This window comes from Komagataeibacter sp. NFXK3 (genome assembly GCF_054182245.1).
In genome coordinates this window covers 126,596-143,172 of the sequence record NZ_JAPIVJ010000008.1, presented here as the reverse complement: position 1 = coordinate 143,172, position 16,577 = coordinate 126,596, and the positions used below count along the sequence as shown (strand labels likewise).

Annotated in this window: 14 protein-coding genes; 9 read left to right on the top strand and 5 right to left on the bottom strand. The window is 67.3% G+C overall.

Features of this window, described 5'->3' with window-relative positions:
• The first annotated feature begins 7 nt into the window (after nt 1-7).
• Nucleotides 8-988 carry an Hsp33 family molecular chaperone HslO gene (hslO, locus tag OQZ28_RS10470; RefSeq protein ID WP_458136056.1) on the top strand — a complete coding sequence of 327 codons (981 nt, stop codon included), beginning with the start codon at nt 8-10 and terminating at the stop codon, nt 986-988.
• Between the two features lie 95 nt (nt 989-1,083).
• Nucleotides 1,084-2,001 carry a hypothetical protein gene (locus tag OQZ28_RS10465; RefSeq protein ID WP_458136055.1) on the top strand — a complete coding sequence of 306 codons (918 nt, stop codon included), beginning with the start codon at nt 1,084-1,086 and terminating at the stop codon, nt 1,999-2,001.
• Between the two features lie 101 nt (nt 2,002-2,102).
• On the opposite strand, the gene OQZ28_RS10460 is transcribed toward OQZ28_RS10465, so the two are convergent.
• Nucleotides 2,103-4,202, bottom strand: a complete 2,100-nt coding sequence (locus tag OQZ28_RS10460) for a protein-disulfide reductase DsbD family protein (RefSeq protein ID WP_458136080.1) — start codon at nt 4,200-4,202, stop codon at nt 2,103-2,105.
• A 94-nt stretch (nt 4,203-4,296) separates the two neighbouring features.
• On the opposite strand from OQZ28_RS10460, the gene hrpB reads away from it, so the two are divergent.
• The 6 genes from hrpB to OQZ28_RS10430 all read left to right on the top strand — a co-directional run bounded on the left by hrpB (nt 4,297) and on the right by OQZ28_RS10430 (nt 11,762).
• Nucleotides 4,297-6,855: an ATP-dependent helicase HrpB gene (gene hrpB / locus OQZ28_RS10455; protein WP_458136054.1), complete on the top strand. Its 2,559-nt coding sequence runs from the start codon at nt 4,297-4,299 to the stop codon at nt 6,853-6,855.
• A gap of 181 nt (nt 6,856-7,036) precedes the next feature.
• A complete protein-coding gene (locus tag OQZ28_RS10450) occupies nt 7,037-8,257 on the top strand; it encodes a S1C family serine protease (RefSeq protein ID WP_130730647.1) in 1,221 nt (406 codons plus the stop codon).
• A gap of 31 nt (nt 8,258-8,288) precedes the next feature.
• A complete protein-coding gene (locus OQZ28_RS10445) occupies nt 8,289-8,969 on the top strand; it encodes a response regulator transcription factor (RefSeq protein WP_130730648.1) in 681 nt (226 codons plus the stop codon).
• Between the two features lie 102 nt (nt 8,970-9,071).
• Complete coding sequence (locus OQZ28_RS10440; protein WP_458136053.1) at nt 9,072-10,676, top strand: sensor histidine kinase; 1,605 nt, start codon at nt 9,072-9,074, stop codon at nt 10,674-10,676.
• Nucleotides 10,677-10,680: 4 nt separating this feature from the next.
• The gene (locus OQZ28_RS10435) at nt 10,681-11,016 is read left to right on the top strand and encodes a hypothetical protein (RefSeq protein WP_130730649.1); all 336 of its coding nucleotides are present in this window, start codon (nt 10,681-10,683) and stop codon (nt 11,014-11,016) included.
• Nucleotides 11,013-11,762, top strand: coding sequence for an SIMPL domain-containing protein (locus OQZ28_RS10430; RefSeq protein ID WP_458136052.1), 750 nt, complete (start codon nt 11,013-11,015; stop codon nt 11,760-11,762). The genes OQZ28_RS10435 and OQZ28_RS10430 overlap by 4 nt, the downstream gene beginning before the upstream one ends.
• 120 nt (nt 11,763-11,882) lie before the next feature.
• Here the strand turns inward: OQZ28_RS10430 and infC are convergent, their stop codons facing one another.
• From infC to OQZ28_RS10410, 4 genes are all read right to left on the bottom strand, one after another.
• Nucleotides 11,883-12,404, bottom strand: a complete 522-nt coding sequence (infC, locus tag OQZ28_RS10425; RefSeq protein WP_061273391.1) for a translation initiation factor IF-3 — start codon at nt 12,402-12,404, stop codon at nt 11,883-11,885.
• A 226-nt stretch (nt 12,405-12,630) separates the two neighbouring features.
• A complete protein-coding gene (gene thrS, locus OQZ28_RS10420) occupies nt 12,631-14,565 on the bottom strand; it encodes a threonine--tRNA ligase (protein WP_458136051.1) in 1,935 nt (644 codons plus the stop codon).
• A gap of 41 nt (nt 14,566-14,606) precedes the next feature.
• Entirely contained in the window at nt 14,607-15,509 is a 903-nt protein-coding gene (locus tag OQZ28_RS10415; RefSeq protein WP_458136050.1) for a glycosyltransferase family 9 protein, read from the bottom strand.
• A gap of 3 nt (nt 15,510-15,512) precedes the next feature.
• A complete protein-coding gene (locus tag OQZ28_RS10410; protein ID WP_130730653.1) occupies nt 15,513-16,379 on the bottom strand; it encodes a tetratricopeptide repeat protein in 867 nt (288 codons plus the stop codon).
• Between OQZ28_RS10410 and OQZ28_RS10405 the strand changes: the two genes are divergently transcribed.
• Entirely contained in the window at nt 16,378-16,575 is a 198-nt protein-coding gene (locus tag OQZ28_RS10405) for a hypothetical protein (protein WP_130730654.1), read from the top strand. The two genes, OQZ28_RS10410 and OQZ28_RS10405, sit on opposite strands and share 2 nt — an antisense overlap.
• The last annotated feature ends 2 nt before the right edge of the window (nt 16,576-16,577 follow it).

Genomic DNA, 16,577 nt, shown 5'->3' with positions numbered 1-16,577 from the left:
GGGCGTGATGCAGCGGGTTTGTGCCATGACCTCCAATATTTCCTCCCCCGCCTTTCTCGACACCAGCCGCCCCGACACGCCCGATCTGGTCGTGCCGCAGGGCGTGGTGCCGTTCTATCTTGACAACCGGCCCGTGCGCGGCCGCCTCGTGCGGCCGGGCGTGCTGACCGATATGCTGCTGACCCGTCACGACAACCCCGACTGCGTGCTCAGGCTGGCAGGCGAGGCTCTGGCGCTGGTGGCGGCCCTGGCCTCGGCGCTCAAATTTCAGGGGTCGTTCTCGCTACAGGCCAAGGGCGATGGCCCGTTGAGCCTGCTGCTGGCCGACTGCACCGATGCAGGCGCGCTGCGCTTTCATGCCCGCTCGGATGACGAGGCGGTGGCCGAACTGCTCAAGGCCAACCCCAACCCGACAGCGAGCGACCTGCTGGGCAAGGGCTATATTGCCTTCAGCGTGGACCAGGGGCCCGATACCGACATCCATCAGGGCATTGTCGAGATCAGCGGGGAGAGCCTGTCGGAAATGGCGGCGCACTACTTCGCCACCTCCGAGCAGCATGCCTGCTGGGTCAAGCTGTTCTGTGACAAGACGGAAGCTGGCTGGCGCGCGGGCGCGCTGGTGATGGAAAAGATCGCCATGGGCGGCGGCATCGAATCCGGCGTAACGCCGGAGGAAGGCGAGGATGCGTGGGAGACCGCCATCACGCTCGCCACAACACTCACCGCGCGCGAAGTGCTCGATGACCGGTTTGGCTCGGCCGACCTGCTGTACCGCCTGTTCCATGCCGAGGGGCTGATTACGGGCCAGCCCCGCGCGCTGGCCTTTGGCTGCCGCTGCTCGCGCGCCCGCCTGTCGAGCCTGCTGGAAACCTTTTCGCTCGATGACCTCGACCATATTGCCAAGGACGGCACGATCACCATGAACTGCCAGTTCTGCAACCATGACTTCCACTTCCAGCGCAGCGAGATCAGCGGCAAGACCGCCTGACACAGCCCCCTATCCACCCGGCGCGGGACATGGCACGATCACATTCCTGATCGACCGACCGCGCCGCGTGCGCCAGCCGTTATCGGGATATATCCATGCGACCGAACCGTTCGCCGCTTAGCACCCTGTCGTTCCGCCGCAGCCTGCGCGTGGTGCTGGCCGCAGGCCTGCCCCTCATTGCGCTCACTGCGGTCAGCGCGCCCGCCTACAGCCGCCACCACCATGACGAGCCGACCACCTTCGCCGGGCCGCAATATGGCGATGAGCCGCCGCTGAGCCTGAATGTGGCCACCATATCGGTGGTGGACCGGGGCGGGCCGGGCCTGGTGCCAGGCGACCTGTCGGGCCGCGCGCCCAACCCGCCCGATGACCTGCTCAAGCAGCTGGCGCATGACCGGCTGCTGGCCGCAGGCAGCGGCGGCAGCGGCACGTTCACCATCGACCGCGTTTCCATCCTGCATGAGCCGGGCGGCATCCTTGACGGGCAGCTGAACGTGCATCTGGACGTGACCTCCGCCGATGGCCGCCGCACCGGCTATGCCGTGGCCCAGGTCACCCGCTCGTTCGACCCCAAGAAGAAGCACGGCAACAGCGACACGCCCGAGAACCTGAACACCCTGACCAACCTCATGCTGCAGGACATGAACCAGGAACTGGCAAGCCAGATCCGCACCAACCTGGGCAACTGGCTGGTCACACCGCAGGCGCCGGGCAGCGTGGCCGCCCAGCCGCTTGATGGCGATACGCCCGCCGTCACCACCTCCCCCGCCAGCCCGGCCACCGGGGCGGATACCATGACCATCGGCGGCGGCCCGACCGATGACCACCCGGAGGCCGCCACCACCCCGGCGGCAACCGCCGCACCCGCGCGGCCCAAGGCCATCCATGAGGAACCGGATGCGATTTTCCCCGAAGGGTATTCATCCGAAGGCAGCGATACCGCCGCACCAACCCCGCAGTTGCGCTCACCGCCGCCGGGCACCCTGAGCCTGCCGGGCGGCACGGGCCAGTAAGAAACGTTTCAGGGCACCGCCTTTTTTAAAAAGACGGTGTTCTTTCAAAGCTTTTTGAAAAAAGCTTTACCAAAAACTTTTCTCTGTTCTGCCTGTGCAGGTCATTTACCCGCAGGCGCAATCGTGTCCAGCACGATGGCGGGGGTGAGGATTTCGGGCAGGATCACTTCCTCCCCATGAGCCGGGTAATAGGCGTAAAACGGCACCCCATCGCGCCCGTGGGCCTGCAAAAAGGCGGTAATGGCCGCATCGCGCAGGGTCCAGTCGCCTTTCATGTAGATAATGCCGCGCTGGGCAAAGGCCTTCTGCACGCTCTGGCTCGACAGGGCCACGCGCTCATTGACCAGGCATGAAATGCACCACGCCGCCGTCATGTCCACAAAGACGGGCCGCCCCTGCCTGCGCAATTCGGCCAGGCGGGTGGGGGAATAGGCGGAACTGCCATCGGCCACCCGCGCAGTGCCCCGGTCATGCAGCGTGGCGGGCGGCAGCACCGCGCCGCCAATGAAGGCCGCCAGCAGGCTCAATGTGGCCACCGCGCGGTACAGCCCGGCCCGGCCCTCCATGGCATCACGCAGGTCCAGCCGGTTGGCGCACCGCAGGCTCCAGCAGCCAATGCCAACAAGCACCAGCCCCGCGCCCAGCAGGGTGAGGGCATCCATGCCGCCTTCCAGCTTCGCCACCCAGCCCAGCCACACGCAGGTGGCCAGCACCGGCAGGGCCAGCAGGGTGCGCACCGTTTCCATCCACCGGCCCGGCCTGGGCAGCCACGCCAGCAGGCCCGGCATGGCGGCCAGCACAAGGTAAGGTGCGGCCAGCCCCAGCCCGAGGGCGGCAAAAACCACCACGCCCACCACGGGCGAGGCCGCAAGGGCGGCAGCCACCGCCGCCCCCATGAACGGTGCCGTGCACGGCGAGGCCAGCACCACCGCCAGCACTCCGGTCAGGAAATCACCGGCATGGGCGGGCAGGCTGCTCCCCACCCCCATCAGCCGCAACCCGATGGTGAATACGCCAAGCAGGTTGAGGGCCACGGCAAACAGCAGCAGGCAGATGCCGGTCACGAACCCCACGGACTGGAACTGGAACCCCCACCCCGCCTGATGGCCCGCCACCCGCAATGCCGCAATAACGCCGCCAAGGGCCACAAAGGACACCACCACGCCCGCGCCATAGGCCGCCGCCCCCGCCAGCGCCGCGCCCCGCGCCCCGCGCGCCATGCGCTCAAGGGCGAGGATCTTCATGGCCAGCACGGGAAAGACGCAGGGCATGAGGTTCAGGATCACGCCGCCCGCAAACGCCATGAGCAGCAGCACGCCCACATTGGCGCGTGCATCTGGCACTGCCACGGGCGCGGCAAGAACGCTTACCGTTCCCGGTTCCGGCCTGACCTGCAACCCGCGCTCGCGCCCCATGCCGTCACGCAGCACCACGATGCCGGACAGGTTGGCGCCCCCATGAAATTCCGGCCCCGGATGGAGCGCAAGCTGCACCACGCCATCGCGCACCGTTACCACCTGCGCGGCGTCCTGATCGATCGCGCCCGCCACCTCGGGCATGAACCAGGCATCGCGCACGCTGTCGGGCGAAAGTTCGCGCCCGCGCAACTGCATGATCCCTTCCGGCGAGAGCCTGGCCGCAAAGGGCGAGGCCACGGGCCGGGCCGCCGCCGCCTGTGCAAAGACTGCGGCCTGCGCCGAGGGTTGGGCCGCCCCGCGCGGCAGGCTCAGGCTGAACGTGCCGTGCTCGGGCACGCAGACCTCGGCACAGACCAGCCACTCCGCCACGGCATTGAGCGTAAGCGGCCCCTCGCCTTCGCCCGCCACGGGGGTGAGCGTGACGGGCAGCAGCACGTCGCCGGTATAGGCATAGGATGTCAGCGGCCCCTCATGCAGCACGCGCGGCGTGGGCCATTCAATGGTGCTGGCCCGCCCGGTGGCCCCGCCCTGCGCGTTCACCACAAGGGTGGGCGCATCGCCCGCATCGCCGGGGTTGAGCCAGTAGGTGTGCCAGCCGGGGGCAAGCTGCAGGCGCAGCCCCACATGCAGGGCGCGGCCGGGGCTGTAGGTGTCATCATCCGTGACCAGCGTGGCGGTGGCGCGGGTCGAGGTTACGGGGTCGCTCTGGGCTGCGCGGGCAACCGGCAGGGCCGTGACCAGCATGCACAGGATCGACACAAGCCACAGAAAGGGCACGGACAGTACTCCACCAGAAAACAGGGGATAAGGAAAAACGCAGCCACACGGCACGGCAAGGATTGCCCCGCCACCATGCCCGACGCCATAAGATGAAGATATGGCTTTCGACCCGACCTTGCAAAACCGGCTGCATGCGCTTGTAGCCCAGAACGCTGCCGCCCTGCCCGTAGCCGATGCCCTGCCCGCCCTTCAGGCCGCGCTGGCGCACGCATCCAATGCCGTTCTGGTCGCCCCGCCGGGTGCGGGCAAGACCACGCTGGTGCCGCTAGCCCTGCTTGATGCGCCATGGCGTGGCGAGGGGCGCATCCTCATGCTCGAGCCGCGCAGGCTGGCCACGCGGGCGGCGGCCACCCGCATGGCGGAACTGGTGGGTGAGCCGGTTGGCGGGCTGGTGGGCTACCGCACCCGGCTTGATGGCGCGACCTCGGAGCGCACCCGCATTGAGGTGATAACCGAGGGGCTGCTGGTGCGCCGCCTGCTGTCCGACCCCACGCTTGATGGCGTGGCCTGCGTGATCTTTGATGAAATCCATGAACGCTCGGTCGATGCCGATGCAGCCCTTGCATTCTGCCTAGACCTGCAGCGCAGCCTGCGGCCGGAACTGAAGCTGGTGGCCATGTCCGCCACCATGGATGGCGCGGCGCTGGCAAAACGCATGAACGCCGGACTGGTGGAAAGCGAAGGCCGGATGTTCCCTGTGGAAATCCGCCACGCCACGCGCGACCTCGTGCACCGCCGCGACCTGCCCGATGCCATGGCCGCAGCCATCCGCACCGCCATTGCGCAGGATGAAGGCGACGTGCTGGCCTTCCTGCCCGGCGTGGCCGAGATCCACCGCGCACGCACGGCCCTTGCGGGCATCGATGCCGATGTGCTGCCGCTTTATGGCGAACTCCCCCCCGCCGAGCAGGACCTGGCGCTTACGCCCCACCCCGCCGGGCGCAGGCGGGTGATCCTGTCCACCTCCATTGCCGAGACCTCGCTCACCGTGCCGGGCGTGCGCATTGTGGTTGATGGCGGGTTCCGCCGCGTGCCCCGGCTGGACGTGGGCACGGGGCTGACGCGACTCGATACGGTGCGCATCTCGCGCGCGGCCGCCCGGCAGCGCGCGGGCCGTGCGGGCCGCGTGGCGCCCGGCATCGCCATAAGGTTGTGGACGGAAATGACCACCCGCGCCATGCCGCCGCATGACCAGCCGGAAATGATGGAGGCCGAACTGACCGGCCTGCGGCTTGATGCCGCTGCCTGGCAGGAGGCCATGGGCACCGCGCCCGCTGACCTGCCCTTTCCCGATACGCCCCCCAATGGCGCGTTCGAGGCCGGGCGCACCCTGCTTGAAGCCCTTGGCGCGCTTGATGAGGCGGGCCGGATCACGGCCGAGGGCACGCGCATGGCGGCCCTTGGCGCGCACCCCCGCCTGGCCGCGATGATGCTGGCCGCCCGCACGCCCGCCGAACGCGCCATGGCCGCCGATATCGCCGCCCTGCTGGAGGAACGCGACCCGCTGCGCCCGCGTCGCCCCGCAGGTGGCAGCCGGGGTGCGCCACCCGCAGCGCCTGCCGATATCCGCCTGCGCCTGGACCTGATCGCGGGCGGCGACCACCCCGATGCCGACCGCGCGGCTCTCTCGCGCATCCGCCACGCCGCCCGGCAGTATCGCAGGCGGCTGGGGCTGGGCCGCGACATCGAGGCGGCGGGCGATCCTGCCGCCCTGATTGCCGCCGCCTTCCCCGACCGGGTGGCGCAGGCGCGGGGTGATGTCGGCTCCTTCCGGCTGGCGGGCGGTGGCAGCGCACGGCTTGCCAAGACTGACGAACTGGCGCGCAGCACCCTGCTGGCGGTGGCGGGCATGCATGTGCGCAAGGCCGCCGAGATCTGCCTTGCCGCCCCGCTGGAGCGCGACAACCTGCCGCAAATCCTGCTGGCGCGTGCGAAGGAACAGGTGGAAACCACGCTCGACACCACCACGGGCAGCGTAATGGCGCGGCGCAGGCTGCGGCTGGGCACCCTCGTGCTGCGCGACCGCACGGTCACCGCCAGCGCCGATGAGGTCTGCGCCCTGCTGTGCGCGCAGGCAGCGCAGAACCTTGCCGCCACGCTCACATGGTCCGATGCGTGCCGCCAGCTTCAGGCGCGGGTGGAGACCGCCCGCACGCAGCTTGACCGCCCCGACCTGCCTGACCTGTCGGATGCAGCACTCGCCACCACCACCGAAACATGGCTTGCCCCGTGGCTTGCCGGGGTCAACCGCCTGTCCGCCCTGGCGGAGATGGACCTGCTGGCCATGCTGCGCGCCACCATGGACCATGCCAGCCTGAAATGGCTGGACCGCATGCTGCCCACCCATCTTGACCTGCCCGGCGGGCGCGCCGCGATCGACTACCTGCAACCCGTGCCGGTTGCCGCCGCGCGCGCCCAGACCTTCTATGGCGTGACCCAGACCCCGCGCCTGGCCGATGGCAGGCTCGACCTGCGCATCGCCCTGCTTTCACCCGCGGGCAGGCCGCAGGCGATCACGGCGGACCTTGCCGGGTTCTGGGCCGGGTCATGGGCGGACATGCGGCGCGACATGCGCGGGCGCTACCCCCGCCACGACTGGCCCGAGAACCCGGCAACAGCCAGCCCTCCGCCGCCACGCCCGCGCCGGGGAACGTAGGAACCAGATTAAAATAATAAAAGATTCCAGCTGCCGCCTTTCCCCAAGAAAGCAGTATCGTTTCAAAGCTTTTTAAAAAAATCTTCACCCCGGACGCCTTGTGGTTTTCAGCCCGTGGGGTGCGGTCTTCGCAGACAGCCCCGAAAAACGCATGCATCTGCACCTACCATGCCATGCAGACATGGCATTGCCGCTTTTTTCGGATAACATGCGTCATCATGAACGCATTCCTCCACCCACCGGCATGACATGGATCGCCACGGCCCGTCCGGCTTCACGCCTGTTCCCGGTCCTGCTGCTGGGCATGACCGGCGCGGGAACGGAGGCGCTTGCGCAGGACGTGGCGGCACCGGCACCCGCCGTGGCCGCCAATCCCTCGCTATTCGCGCCCCCCGTGCCGCCGGTGGTGCAGACCGGGCCGCTCACCTTCGCCCCCCTGGTGCGCCAGGTTGGCCCCGCCGTGGTGAACATCGCCGTATCGCAGGCGCAGGACAGCCACCAGGCCGCAACCCGCCAGCCCCTGCCACCAAGCGTGAAGGGCACGCCGTTCGAGCATAAGTTCCGCGAACGCATGCGCGCCCATGGCGAGGAAATGCTGGGCGCGGGCTCGGGCTTCCTGATCGACCCCGGCGGCGTGATCGTGACCAACGCGCATGTGGTGGGCGGCGCTGACCAGATTACCGTCTCGCTCTCCGATGGCACCGAGTTCCCCGCCCGCCTGGTGGGCAGCGACGACCTGACCGATATCGCGGTGATCCAGATCCATGCCGCCCATCCCATGCCCTTCGTGCCGTGGGGCGACAGCAGGCTGGTCAATATCGGTGACTGGATCATGGCGGCGGGCAACCCGTTCGGGCTGGGCTCGAGTGTGACCGCGGGCATCGTATCGGCGCGGGGGCGTGATATCGGCACCAGCCCCTTCGATGATTTTTTCCAGATCGACGCGCCCATCAATCCCGGCAATTCCGGCGGGCCGTCCTTCAATCTGGGCGGGCAGGTGGTGGCGGTGAACACGGCCATCGTCTCGCCCACCGGCGGCTCGGTGGGCATCGGCTTTGGCCTGCCATCGGAGATCGTGGCCCCGATTGTGGAAGAACTGCGCCATAACGGGCATATAGACCGTGGCTGGCTTGGTGTTACACTGGCCGACGGCGCGGGTCATGGCGGCGTGCAGATCGTGGGGATAGACCGCGACGGCCCGGCCATGAAGGCGCACCTGCGTATTGGCGATGTCATTACGGCGGTAAATGACGAGCCGATCGACACCGCGCGCATGCTGATCCGCTCGATCGCGGCGAAGCGGCCTGCCTCTACCGTAACACTGCACATCCGCCGCCGCCACGATACCATGAGCCTGGAGGCCTGCGTGGGCCACCGCCCCGACGAAGACATGGACGACTGACCGACCCCGCCCCAACCGACACGAGGCCGTTTTGCATATTCTTGTTGTTGAAGATGACCCCACCGTCCGCTCCTTCGTGGCCAAGGGCCTGAAGGAGGCAGGCCACCTGGTCGAAATGACCGATAACGGCAAGGACGGCCTGTTCATGGCCGTGAGCGAAAAGTTCGACCTGATCATACTCGATCGCATGCTGCCCGGCGGCATTGATGGCGTGCGCCTGCTCGAGACCATCCGCGCGCAGAACAACACCACCCCCGTGCTGCTGCTCTCGGCGCTGGCCGATGTGGATGACCGCGTGCAGGGCCTCAAGGCGGGCGGCGATGACTATGTGACCAAGCCGTTCGCCTTCAGCGAGCTGCTGGCCCGCGTCGAGGCCCTTGGCCGCCGGGGGCGCACCGAGACCGCGCCCCAGACCAAGCTGGAAGTGGCCGACCTCGAGATCGACCTGCTCTCGCGCACGGTGCGCCGGGCGGGGCAGAAGATCGACCTCCAGCCGCGTGAATTCCGCCTTTTGGAATATCTCGCCCGCCACGCAGGCCAGGTCGTGACCCGCACCATGCTGCTCGAGGGCGTGTGGGACTACCATTTCGACCCGCAGACCAACGTGATCGACGTGCATGTCTCGCGCCTGCGCCAGAAGGTGGACAAGCCCTTCGGCACCCCCCTCATCCATACCATCCGCAATGCGGGGTACATGCTGCGTGCCGAGTAACAGGCCGCACCTTCCACACCACGGGGGCAGCCGCGCGCCCTCTCAGGCGCAGGGCAGCCCGGCCCATGCCCGGTGGCACCTGCATGGGGGGGGCCTGCATGGATGCCCCCTTCACGGGTGGCCATGACAACGCCCGCCTTTTCCACCCCCACCCTGCCGCGCCGCTCGCGCTGGCGGGCGTGGCGGTCGGCCAGCCTGCGCTTTTCGCTGGCCTATGGCACGATGTTCGCGCTGTCTTCCATCCTGTTCATGTCGTTCATGTGGTGGGGCACGATCGGGTTCCTTGAGCGCCAGGTGGAAACCGCCATCAACGCCGATGCACGCGGCCTGGCCGAGCGCTGGATGATGGGCGGCCTGCCCACGCTGGCCCTGACCATCGAGGACCGGCTTGAACAGAACCTTGATGATGACGCGATCTACCTGGTCATTGACCCGCAGGGCAATTACCTGACCGGCAACGTCTCCGCCTGGCCCGCCCGGGTGGAGCATACCGACCGGTGGTACAACCTGCCCGATACCCGCGCCGGGCTGCGCGGCATGGCCCAGCTCCATGGCTATAACCTGCCCGGCACGGCGCAGACCCATACCGAAGGCCAGCTGGACAGCGGCTACCGCCTGCTGGTGGGGCGCGATGTGCGCGCGCGCGGCATCCTGCGCCACCTGCTGACCGATTCGCTGCTCTGGGCGTGGGTCATGGTCACGCTGCTGGCCATAAGTGGGGCGGTGCTGGTGCACCGCATCTTCCGCCGCATGGTCAAGACCGTGGCGCGCACCACCTCCGCCATTGCGCATGGCGACCTGAGCCGCCGCATGCCGCTAGTCGGCAATGGCGACGAGATGGACCAGGTGGCCGAGGCCATCAATGAAATGCTCGACCGGATCGTGCGCCTGATGGATGGCGTGCGGCAGGTGTCAAACGCCATTGCCCATGACTTGCGCACCCCCATCGCCCGCGCCCGCACCCAGCTTGAAGATGCCGCCCTCCATGCCAGCACGCCCGATGAACTGCGTGGCGCGATCGAGCGCGCGGTGGGCGACCTTGATAACGTGACCGCCGTGTTCGAGGCCCTGCTGCGCATTGCCCAGATCGAGGCCGGCGCGCGCCGCTCGGCGTTCATGACCTTTGACCTCGTGCCCGTGCTGCGCGACGTGGCCGACCTGTATGAAGCCGTGGCCGAGGAGCATGGCATTGCCCTCGCACTCGACCTGCCCGCCCGCCTGTTCTTTTACGGCGACCGCTCTCTGGTGCAGCAGGCGGTGGCCAACATGCTTGATAACGCCATCAAGTTCTCGCCCCCCGGCGGCACGGTCTTCGTGCGCGCGCAGTTGCGCGAGAGCGCGCCGGGGCGCCTGGCCGGCCCCACGGGCGAGGGCATGCTCGACCTTTCGGTCAGTGACGAGGGCATCGGCATGAGCGAGGCGGACATGGCGCGCGCGACCGAGCGCTTCTTCCGCGCGGAGAAGGCCCGCCACACGCCCGGCTCGGGGCTGGGGCTTTCCATGGTAAGGGCCATCGTGCAGCTGCATGGGGGGCAGATGCATCTCTCCTCACATGCGCCGGGGCTTACGGTTTCACTCGCCCTGCCCGTGGCCGCGAGCGCCCTGGCCAAAGCGGAGGAGGACCCGTCCTCATCGACGCACATACCAGACATGACTCAAACGTCACCTTTACCCCATCAGCACGACACGAACAGTAGCGTAGAGTAACACGATGAGCCTGCAATCCTCCGTGACGCCCGCCATCGTCGTGATGAGTTTCTGTCTGTGCGGCGCAGCACCCGCGCCGATCGCGCCGCCGGAGGGCACGCCCCAGATCATGACCGCGCGTGATGGCGGAAGCGACAAGCCGGTGATCATTACCAGCGACACCAAGGCCTATTGCACCCGGCTGCTCAACATCATCGATGCCTATGGCCCCGCCCTGCCGCAGGATGTGGACAGCCTGCGCATGCAGGGCGCTGACATGTGCCGCGAGGGGCATATCCGCTCGGGCATCGTACGGCTGCGTCGCGCGTTGGTTGAACTCAAGGAGACCACGCATTCATGATCAGATCGCGTTTTTCATTTCCCGCCCGCGCCAGCCAGAGGGTGGCGCTGTGCGGCCTGCTCGCGGTGGCAGGGCTGCACCCGGCAGCAGGCATGGCCCAGACCTCCGACTCCACCCGTCCCGATGGCACCGAGCTCGAACTGAGTGCCTCCGGCACCGTGCAGGCCCCGCCTGATGAACTGACCGCCACCTTCACCGCCGAGGCGCAGGCCGATACCGCCGCCGCTGCCCAGGCGCAGCTCAATGCGCTCATCAGCAAGGCCATCGCCGCCACTGCCCATACGGACGGGCTGGTGATCAATGCCGAATCCTATTTCGTGCATCATGATGAAGGCGATGTGCACCAGAACCGCAAGCCGCAATGGGTGGCACGGCAGGGCCTGCGCCTGACGGCAGCCGACGGCAAGGTGCTGCTGCCGCTCGTGGGCCGCATCCAGGCCGAGAACCTGGCGCTGACCCGGCTGGACTGGTCGCTTTCACGCACCAGGCGCGCGGAACTGACCCGCAAGGCCGAAACGCTGGCGCTGGAAGACATGCAGGCCCGCGCGCAGGCGGCGGCGGCGACGCTGAAGCTCAGGGTGGCCTCCATCCGTTCGGTCGCGCTGGAGGAGCAGAACTTCCCCCGCCCCATGCCCATGATGATGATGGCCCGCATGGTCCCGGCCGATGCAGCCGCCCCCGAAGCCCCCACCGGCCAGCAGGATGTCACCGCGACAGTGCGGGCGACGGTGATCCTGAAGCCCTGAAAAGTTTTGGGTGCCGCCCTTTTTTCAAGAAGGCGGCATTCTTCTGAAGCTTTTATCCATAAAAAAAAGCCCGGAGGGTGATCCCTCCGGGCTTTTGCGTCCTGCACCCCTGAAGGGGGATCAACGCGGTGCCAGCACCATGATCATCTGGCGGTTTTCAAGCTTGGGCATATGCTCAACCTTGGCCAGTTCATCCATCTCGGCGCGGATACGTTCGAGAACCTTCACACCCAGATCCTGATGCGCCATTTCGCGGCCACGGAAGCGAAGGGTCACCTTCACCTTGTCGCCCTCGCCGATGAAGGTCTTCATCGCGCGCATTTTCACCTGATAGTCATTTTCATCAATGTTCGGGCGAACCTTGACTTCCTTGATTTCAATGACTTTCTGCTTCTTGCGCGCTTCGTTGCGCTTCTTCTGCTGCTCGTATTTGAACTTGCCGTAATCGAGCACCTTGGCCACCGGCGGCTCGGCGTTCGGGCTGATTTCAAGCAGGTCAAGACCGGCGGCATAGGCGCGTGCCAGCGCATCACGCGTGGACATGATGCCGAGCATCTCGCCCTCTTCATCGATCAGACGCACCTGCGGCACGCGGATCTCTTCATTGACGCGGGGGCCCTCTCGATTTGGCGGAGTGGGCATCGGGGGTCTGGCTATGGTCAGCTCCTGTAACTGTTGCATTCAAACGGCAGGCAAGGCCATTCCCGCTGCCTACGCGCCGTGGGCAAAGCCACGAAAAAACACGCGGGCAAGGAATGACCTTACATTATGGAAAGATATGTGACGCAAAGACGCGCCCCAGATCAAGTACTGTCTTGTCCCGTGCCCGCGAAAACAGCCATGCAGTTCCGGCACGGGACAGGGATAATCAGCCGCGCTTGCGACGGATATCGGGTGGCAGGACCTCATATGCAAGGGCCGAGACCGCTTCTTCCAGCGGCAGCACCTCCTGCGTCTTGCCGCCAAGGCGGCGCATGGCCACGGTGTTTTCCTCCGCCTCCTTGCGGCCCACCACCAGGATGACCGGCACGCGCGCCAGGCTGTGCTCGCGAATCTTGGCGTTGATCTTCTCGTTGCGCAGGTCGGCTTCCACCACCAGCCCCGCCGCCCGCAGGCTGTCGGTCACGTGCTGGGCATAATCGGCCGCATCGGTCACGATCGAGGCCACGACCACCTGGGTCGGCGCCAGCCAAAGCGGGAAGCGCCCGGCATGCTGCTCGATCAGGATGCCAAGGAATCGCTCGAACGAGCCCAGGATGGCCCGGTGCAGCATGACAGGGCGATGGCGCGCGCTGTCCTCGCCCACATAGGAGGCATCGAGCCGCTCGGGCAGCACGTAATCGACCTGCAGCGTGCCGCACTGCCAGTCACGGCCAATGGCATCACGCAGCACGAATTCCAGCTTGGGGCCATAGAAGGCCCCTTCGCCCGGATTGTGCTCGTAGGTGACGCCCGCCATGTCGCAGGCCACTTTCAGGGCGTTCTCGGCACGGTCCCATGTCGCGTCATCGCCCGCGCGCTGCTCGGGGCGATCGGCGAATTTGACCCGGAAATGCTCGAAGCCAAGGTCCTGGTACACATCGGCCAGCATCCGCACGAAACGCGCGGTCTCATCGGCGATCTGGTCCTCGGTGCAGAAGATATGCGCGTCATCCTGCGTAAAGCCGCGCACGCGCATGATGCCGTGCAGCGCACCCGAGGGTTCATAACGGTGGCAGGCCCCAAATTCCGCCATGCGCAGCGGCAGTTCACGATACGAGCGCAGCCCGTGGCGGAAGATCTGCACATGGCACGGGCAGTTCATCGGCTTGAGGGCGAGGGTCTTGTCCTCGTCCTCCACGGTGGCGATGAACATGTGCTCGCGGTATTTGTCCCAGTGGCCGGATGCCTCCCACAGGGCGCGGTCAACGAGCTGGGGGGTGCGGACTTCCTGGTAGCCGTTGCCGTCCTGCGCACGGCGCATGTAGTCCTGCAGCACGGTGTACAGCCGCCAGCCCTTGGGGTGCCAGAAGATCTGGCCCACGGCTTCTTCCTGAATGTGGAACAGGTCCATCTCGCGGCCAATGCGGCGGTGGTCGCGGCGCTCGGCTTCCTCAAGCTGGTGCAGGTGGGCCTCAAGCTCCTTGCGGTCGCGCCAGGCGGTGCCGTAGATGCGCGTGAGCATGGGGTTGCGGTGGTCGCCGCGCCAGTAGGCGCCCGCCACCTTCATCAGCTTGAAGGCATGGCCCACATCGGCCGTGCCGCGCAAATGCGGGCCACGGCACAGGTCCAGCCATTCGCCCTGGCGGTAGATCGAGATTTCCTCATCCGCCGGCAGGTCGCGGATCAGCTCGGCCTTGAAGCGCTCGCCCTTGTTCTCGAAGAATTCGATGGCCTTTTCCCGCGGCCAGGCCTCGCGCACGAAGGGCTCGTTGGCGGCCACGATCTCGCCCATGCGCTTTTCGATGGCGGCGAAATCCTCCGGGCTGAACGGCTCGTTGCGGTAGAAATCGTAATAGAAGCCATTCTCGATCGACGGGCCGATGGTGACCTGCGTACCGGGAAAGAGCGACTGCACGGCCTCGGCCAGAACGTGGGCGGCGTCGTGGCGGATCATTTCCAGCGCCTCGGGGTCCTTGCGCGTGATGAAGCGCAGGCTGGCGTCATGGTCGATCTCGCGGCCGATATCCATGAGCTTGCCATCCACTTCCATGGCAAGGGCGGCGCGCGCAAGACCGGCGCCGATGGACTGCGCCACGGTAGTGCCCGTCACTGCCCCGTCAAAGCGGCGAACGGATCCGTCAGGCAGGGTTATGGCAGGCATGGTTTATTGCTCCGGTAAGAAGATACTGCGCTGTAATGGCGTCACGCGCGCGTTGCCGCAACCCTGTCAACGCGCACGGTGGCCAGATCACGCACATAAATCACCTGCACCTGCCCTGCCCGCCCCCCCACCGGGGCGGTGAGTGCCGGGTTGCTGTCGGCGGAAAACAACACGGTACACTTCACCCCAAGGGCTGCGGCCATGTGCATGGGGCCGGTATCATTGCCCACGGCCCAGGCCGCGCGCGCCAGCACGCCGCCGAGTTCGAGCAAGGTGGTGCGCCCGGTCAGGTCCACCGCATCGGGACAGGTGTTGCGGATGGTGCGGGCCAGCCCGGTCTCGCCCTTCCCGCCCACGATCACGGGCAGCAGCCCCTGCGCGTGCAGGCGCACGGCAAGGGCGGCGTATCGCTCCACCGGCCAGCGCTTGGCCGGGCGGTGGGCGGCAGCACCGGGCACGAGCACCGCGTAGGGCGATGGCAGCACGGGACCGCCACGGGCCAGCCATGACAGGTCGGGCACGGGCAGATGGTCGAGTCCCGCCCGCCTGAGCTGGTCGCGCTGGCGCGTGCGGGTGTGCATGAAGCGCCGCTGGGGGTTGTCATGAACCGCCTGCGCGCCGCGCCCGATTCCCGACCACGCCCTGTGCCCCGAGAGGTGAAAATAGCGCGTGCTGCGCCCCGAGGTCTGGAGGTCGTAGATAAAGTCATACCCGCGCAGCATGCGCCGCAGCGCCATGATGGCGGCAATATCGCGCCACGGCGGCCTGTAGTCGAGCAGCACATGGTCGAACCACGGGCAGGCACGCCCGAGCTCGGCAAGGGGGGGCTGGGTCAGCAGGTCCACCTCATCATGGGCATGATGGGCGCGGATGGCGGCGAAAGGGGCAAAGGACTGTACGAAATCGCCCAGGGCCCCCAGGCGGATGACAAGAATGCGGGCCATCGGTCAGGGTGCCTCGGGGTCGGTTTCCAGCAGGGCAAGGTCCTGGCGGGCAAGGTCGGCCTCATCCGAGTCCGGGGCCTGCTTCACGACATCGAGCCAGTCGGCGCGGGCCTGTTCCATCTGGCCCTGGCGCTGGTACAGGATGCCACGCTCGAGCAGGGCCGCACCGTTATGGGGCATGTCATGCAGGGCGGCATTGATGTCGGCCATGCCCTGATCGATGCGCCCGAGCTTGCGCCACGCCCCCGCGCGCGCCACCAGCGCCTCGTCACGCGCGGCAGGCGTGGATGGCAGCGGCGTAAGCATATCGATGGCGCGCTGGGGCTGGCCAAGCTCCACCGCCACCCGCGCATAGACCAGCTTCAGCGCTGGATCATCAGGGGCCAGTGTCAGGCCATAGGTGGCGCTGTCAAAGGCCTGTTTCGGGCTGTCATCAGCCTGCCAGGCGCGGGCCGCCGCCTCCGCCACGCTAGCGCGGCGCAGGCGGGAGGCGGGTGTTTCGGCCACGCTCTCCCTGCCGCCGCGCCGGCCTGCGGGCGGGCCAGCCGGCCAGTCGGGCACGCGGGCCAGGCGGTCGAGCGCCGTGGCGGCGGTGGCGACATCGCCAAGTTCCATCTGGGCCAGGGCGGCGCATTGCTCGGCCTCGAGGCCGCCGCCATGGCTGCGCCAGTCCTCGGCATAATCGCGGGCGCCATCGGGGTCATCGGCCAGGGTGGCGGTGCAGTGGCTGAAATCCCAGCCCTGCGGTGCAGCGGGCGCGGTGGATGAGGGCGTGCCGATGGGCGGCGGTGCCTCCTTTGCCGGGGCCGGTTCATCAGCCCGGACGCGCCCGCACGCAAGGCCCGCGGCCAGCACGAGGCCAAAAGCCATGAAACCCGTGCGCCGGGAACAGGAAAACACCGGCACCGGCCTTGCGGCGGGCCTGCGCCATGCGGCAGGCGCGCAAAAGAATGGCTGGGCGGAAGATCTCATTAGCGCATTCGTCGCCCTGCCTGCAGCCAAGGTCAAGGCCAAAGCCCCATTGATCCACAGACCGTGCAGTTCCATTGCGTTCGTGGTATGGTGAAA

Excerpts from the sequence above, each read along its gene's own strand:
- OQZ28_RS10435 (WP_130730649.1), top strand. The coding sequence starts at position 10,681 with ATGAGCCTGCAATCCTCCGTGACGCCCGCCATCGTCGTGATGAGTTTC.
- OQZ28_RS10465 (WP_458136055.1), top strand. The coding sequence starts at position 1,084 with ATGCGACCGAACCGTTCGCCGCTTAGCACCCTGTCGTTCCGCCGCAGC.
- hrpB (WP_458136054.1), top strand. The coding sequence starts at position 4,297 with ATGGCTTTCGACCCGACCTTGCAAAACCGGCTGCATGCGCTTGTAGCC.
- OQZ28_RS10430 (WP_458136052.1), top strand. The coding sequence starts at position 11,013 with ATGATCAGATCGCGTTTTTCATTTCCCGCCCGCGCCAGCCAGAGGGTG.
- OQZ28_RS10415 (WP_458136050.1), bottom strand. The coding sequence starts at position 15,509 with ATGGCCCGCATTCTTGTCATCCGCCTGGGGGCCCTGGGCGATTTCGTA.
- infC (WP_061273391.1), bottom strand. The coding sequence starts at position 12,404 with ATGCCCACTCCGCCAAATCGAGAGGGCCCCCGCGTCAATGAAGAGATC.
- hslO (WP_458136056.1), top strand. The coding sequence starts at position 8 with ATGCAGCGGGTTTGTGCCATGACCTCCAATATTTCCTCCCCCGCCTTT.
- OQZ28_RS10405 (WP_130730654.1), top strand. The coding sequence starts at position 16,378 with ATGAAACCCGTGCGCCGGGAACAGGAAAACACCGGCACCGGCCTTGCG.
- OQZ28_RS10450 (WP_130730647.1), top strand. The coding sequence starts at position 7,037 with ATGGCATTGCCGCTTTTTTCGGATAACATGCGTCATCATGAACGCATT.
- OQZ28_RS10440 (WP_458136053.1), top strand. The coding sequence starts at position 9,072 with ATGCCCCCTTCACGGGTGGCCATGACAACGCCCGCCTTTTCCACCCCC.
- OQZ28_RS10410 (WP_130730653.1), bottom strand. The coding sequence starts at position 16,379 with ATGGCTTTTGGCCTCGTGCTGGCCGCGGGCCTTGCGTGCGGGCGCGTC.
- thrS (WP_458136051.1), bottom strand. The coding sequence starts at position 14,565 with ATGCCTGCCATAACCCTGCCTGACGGATCCGTTCGCCGCTTTGACGGG.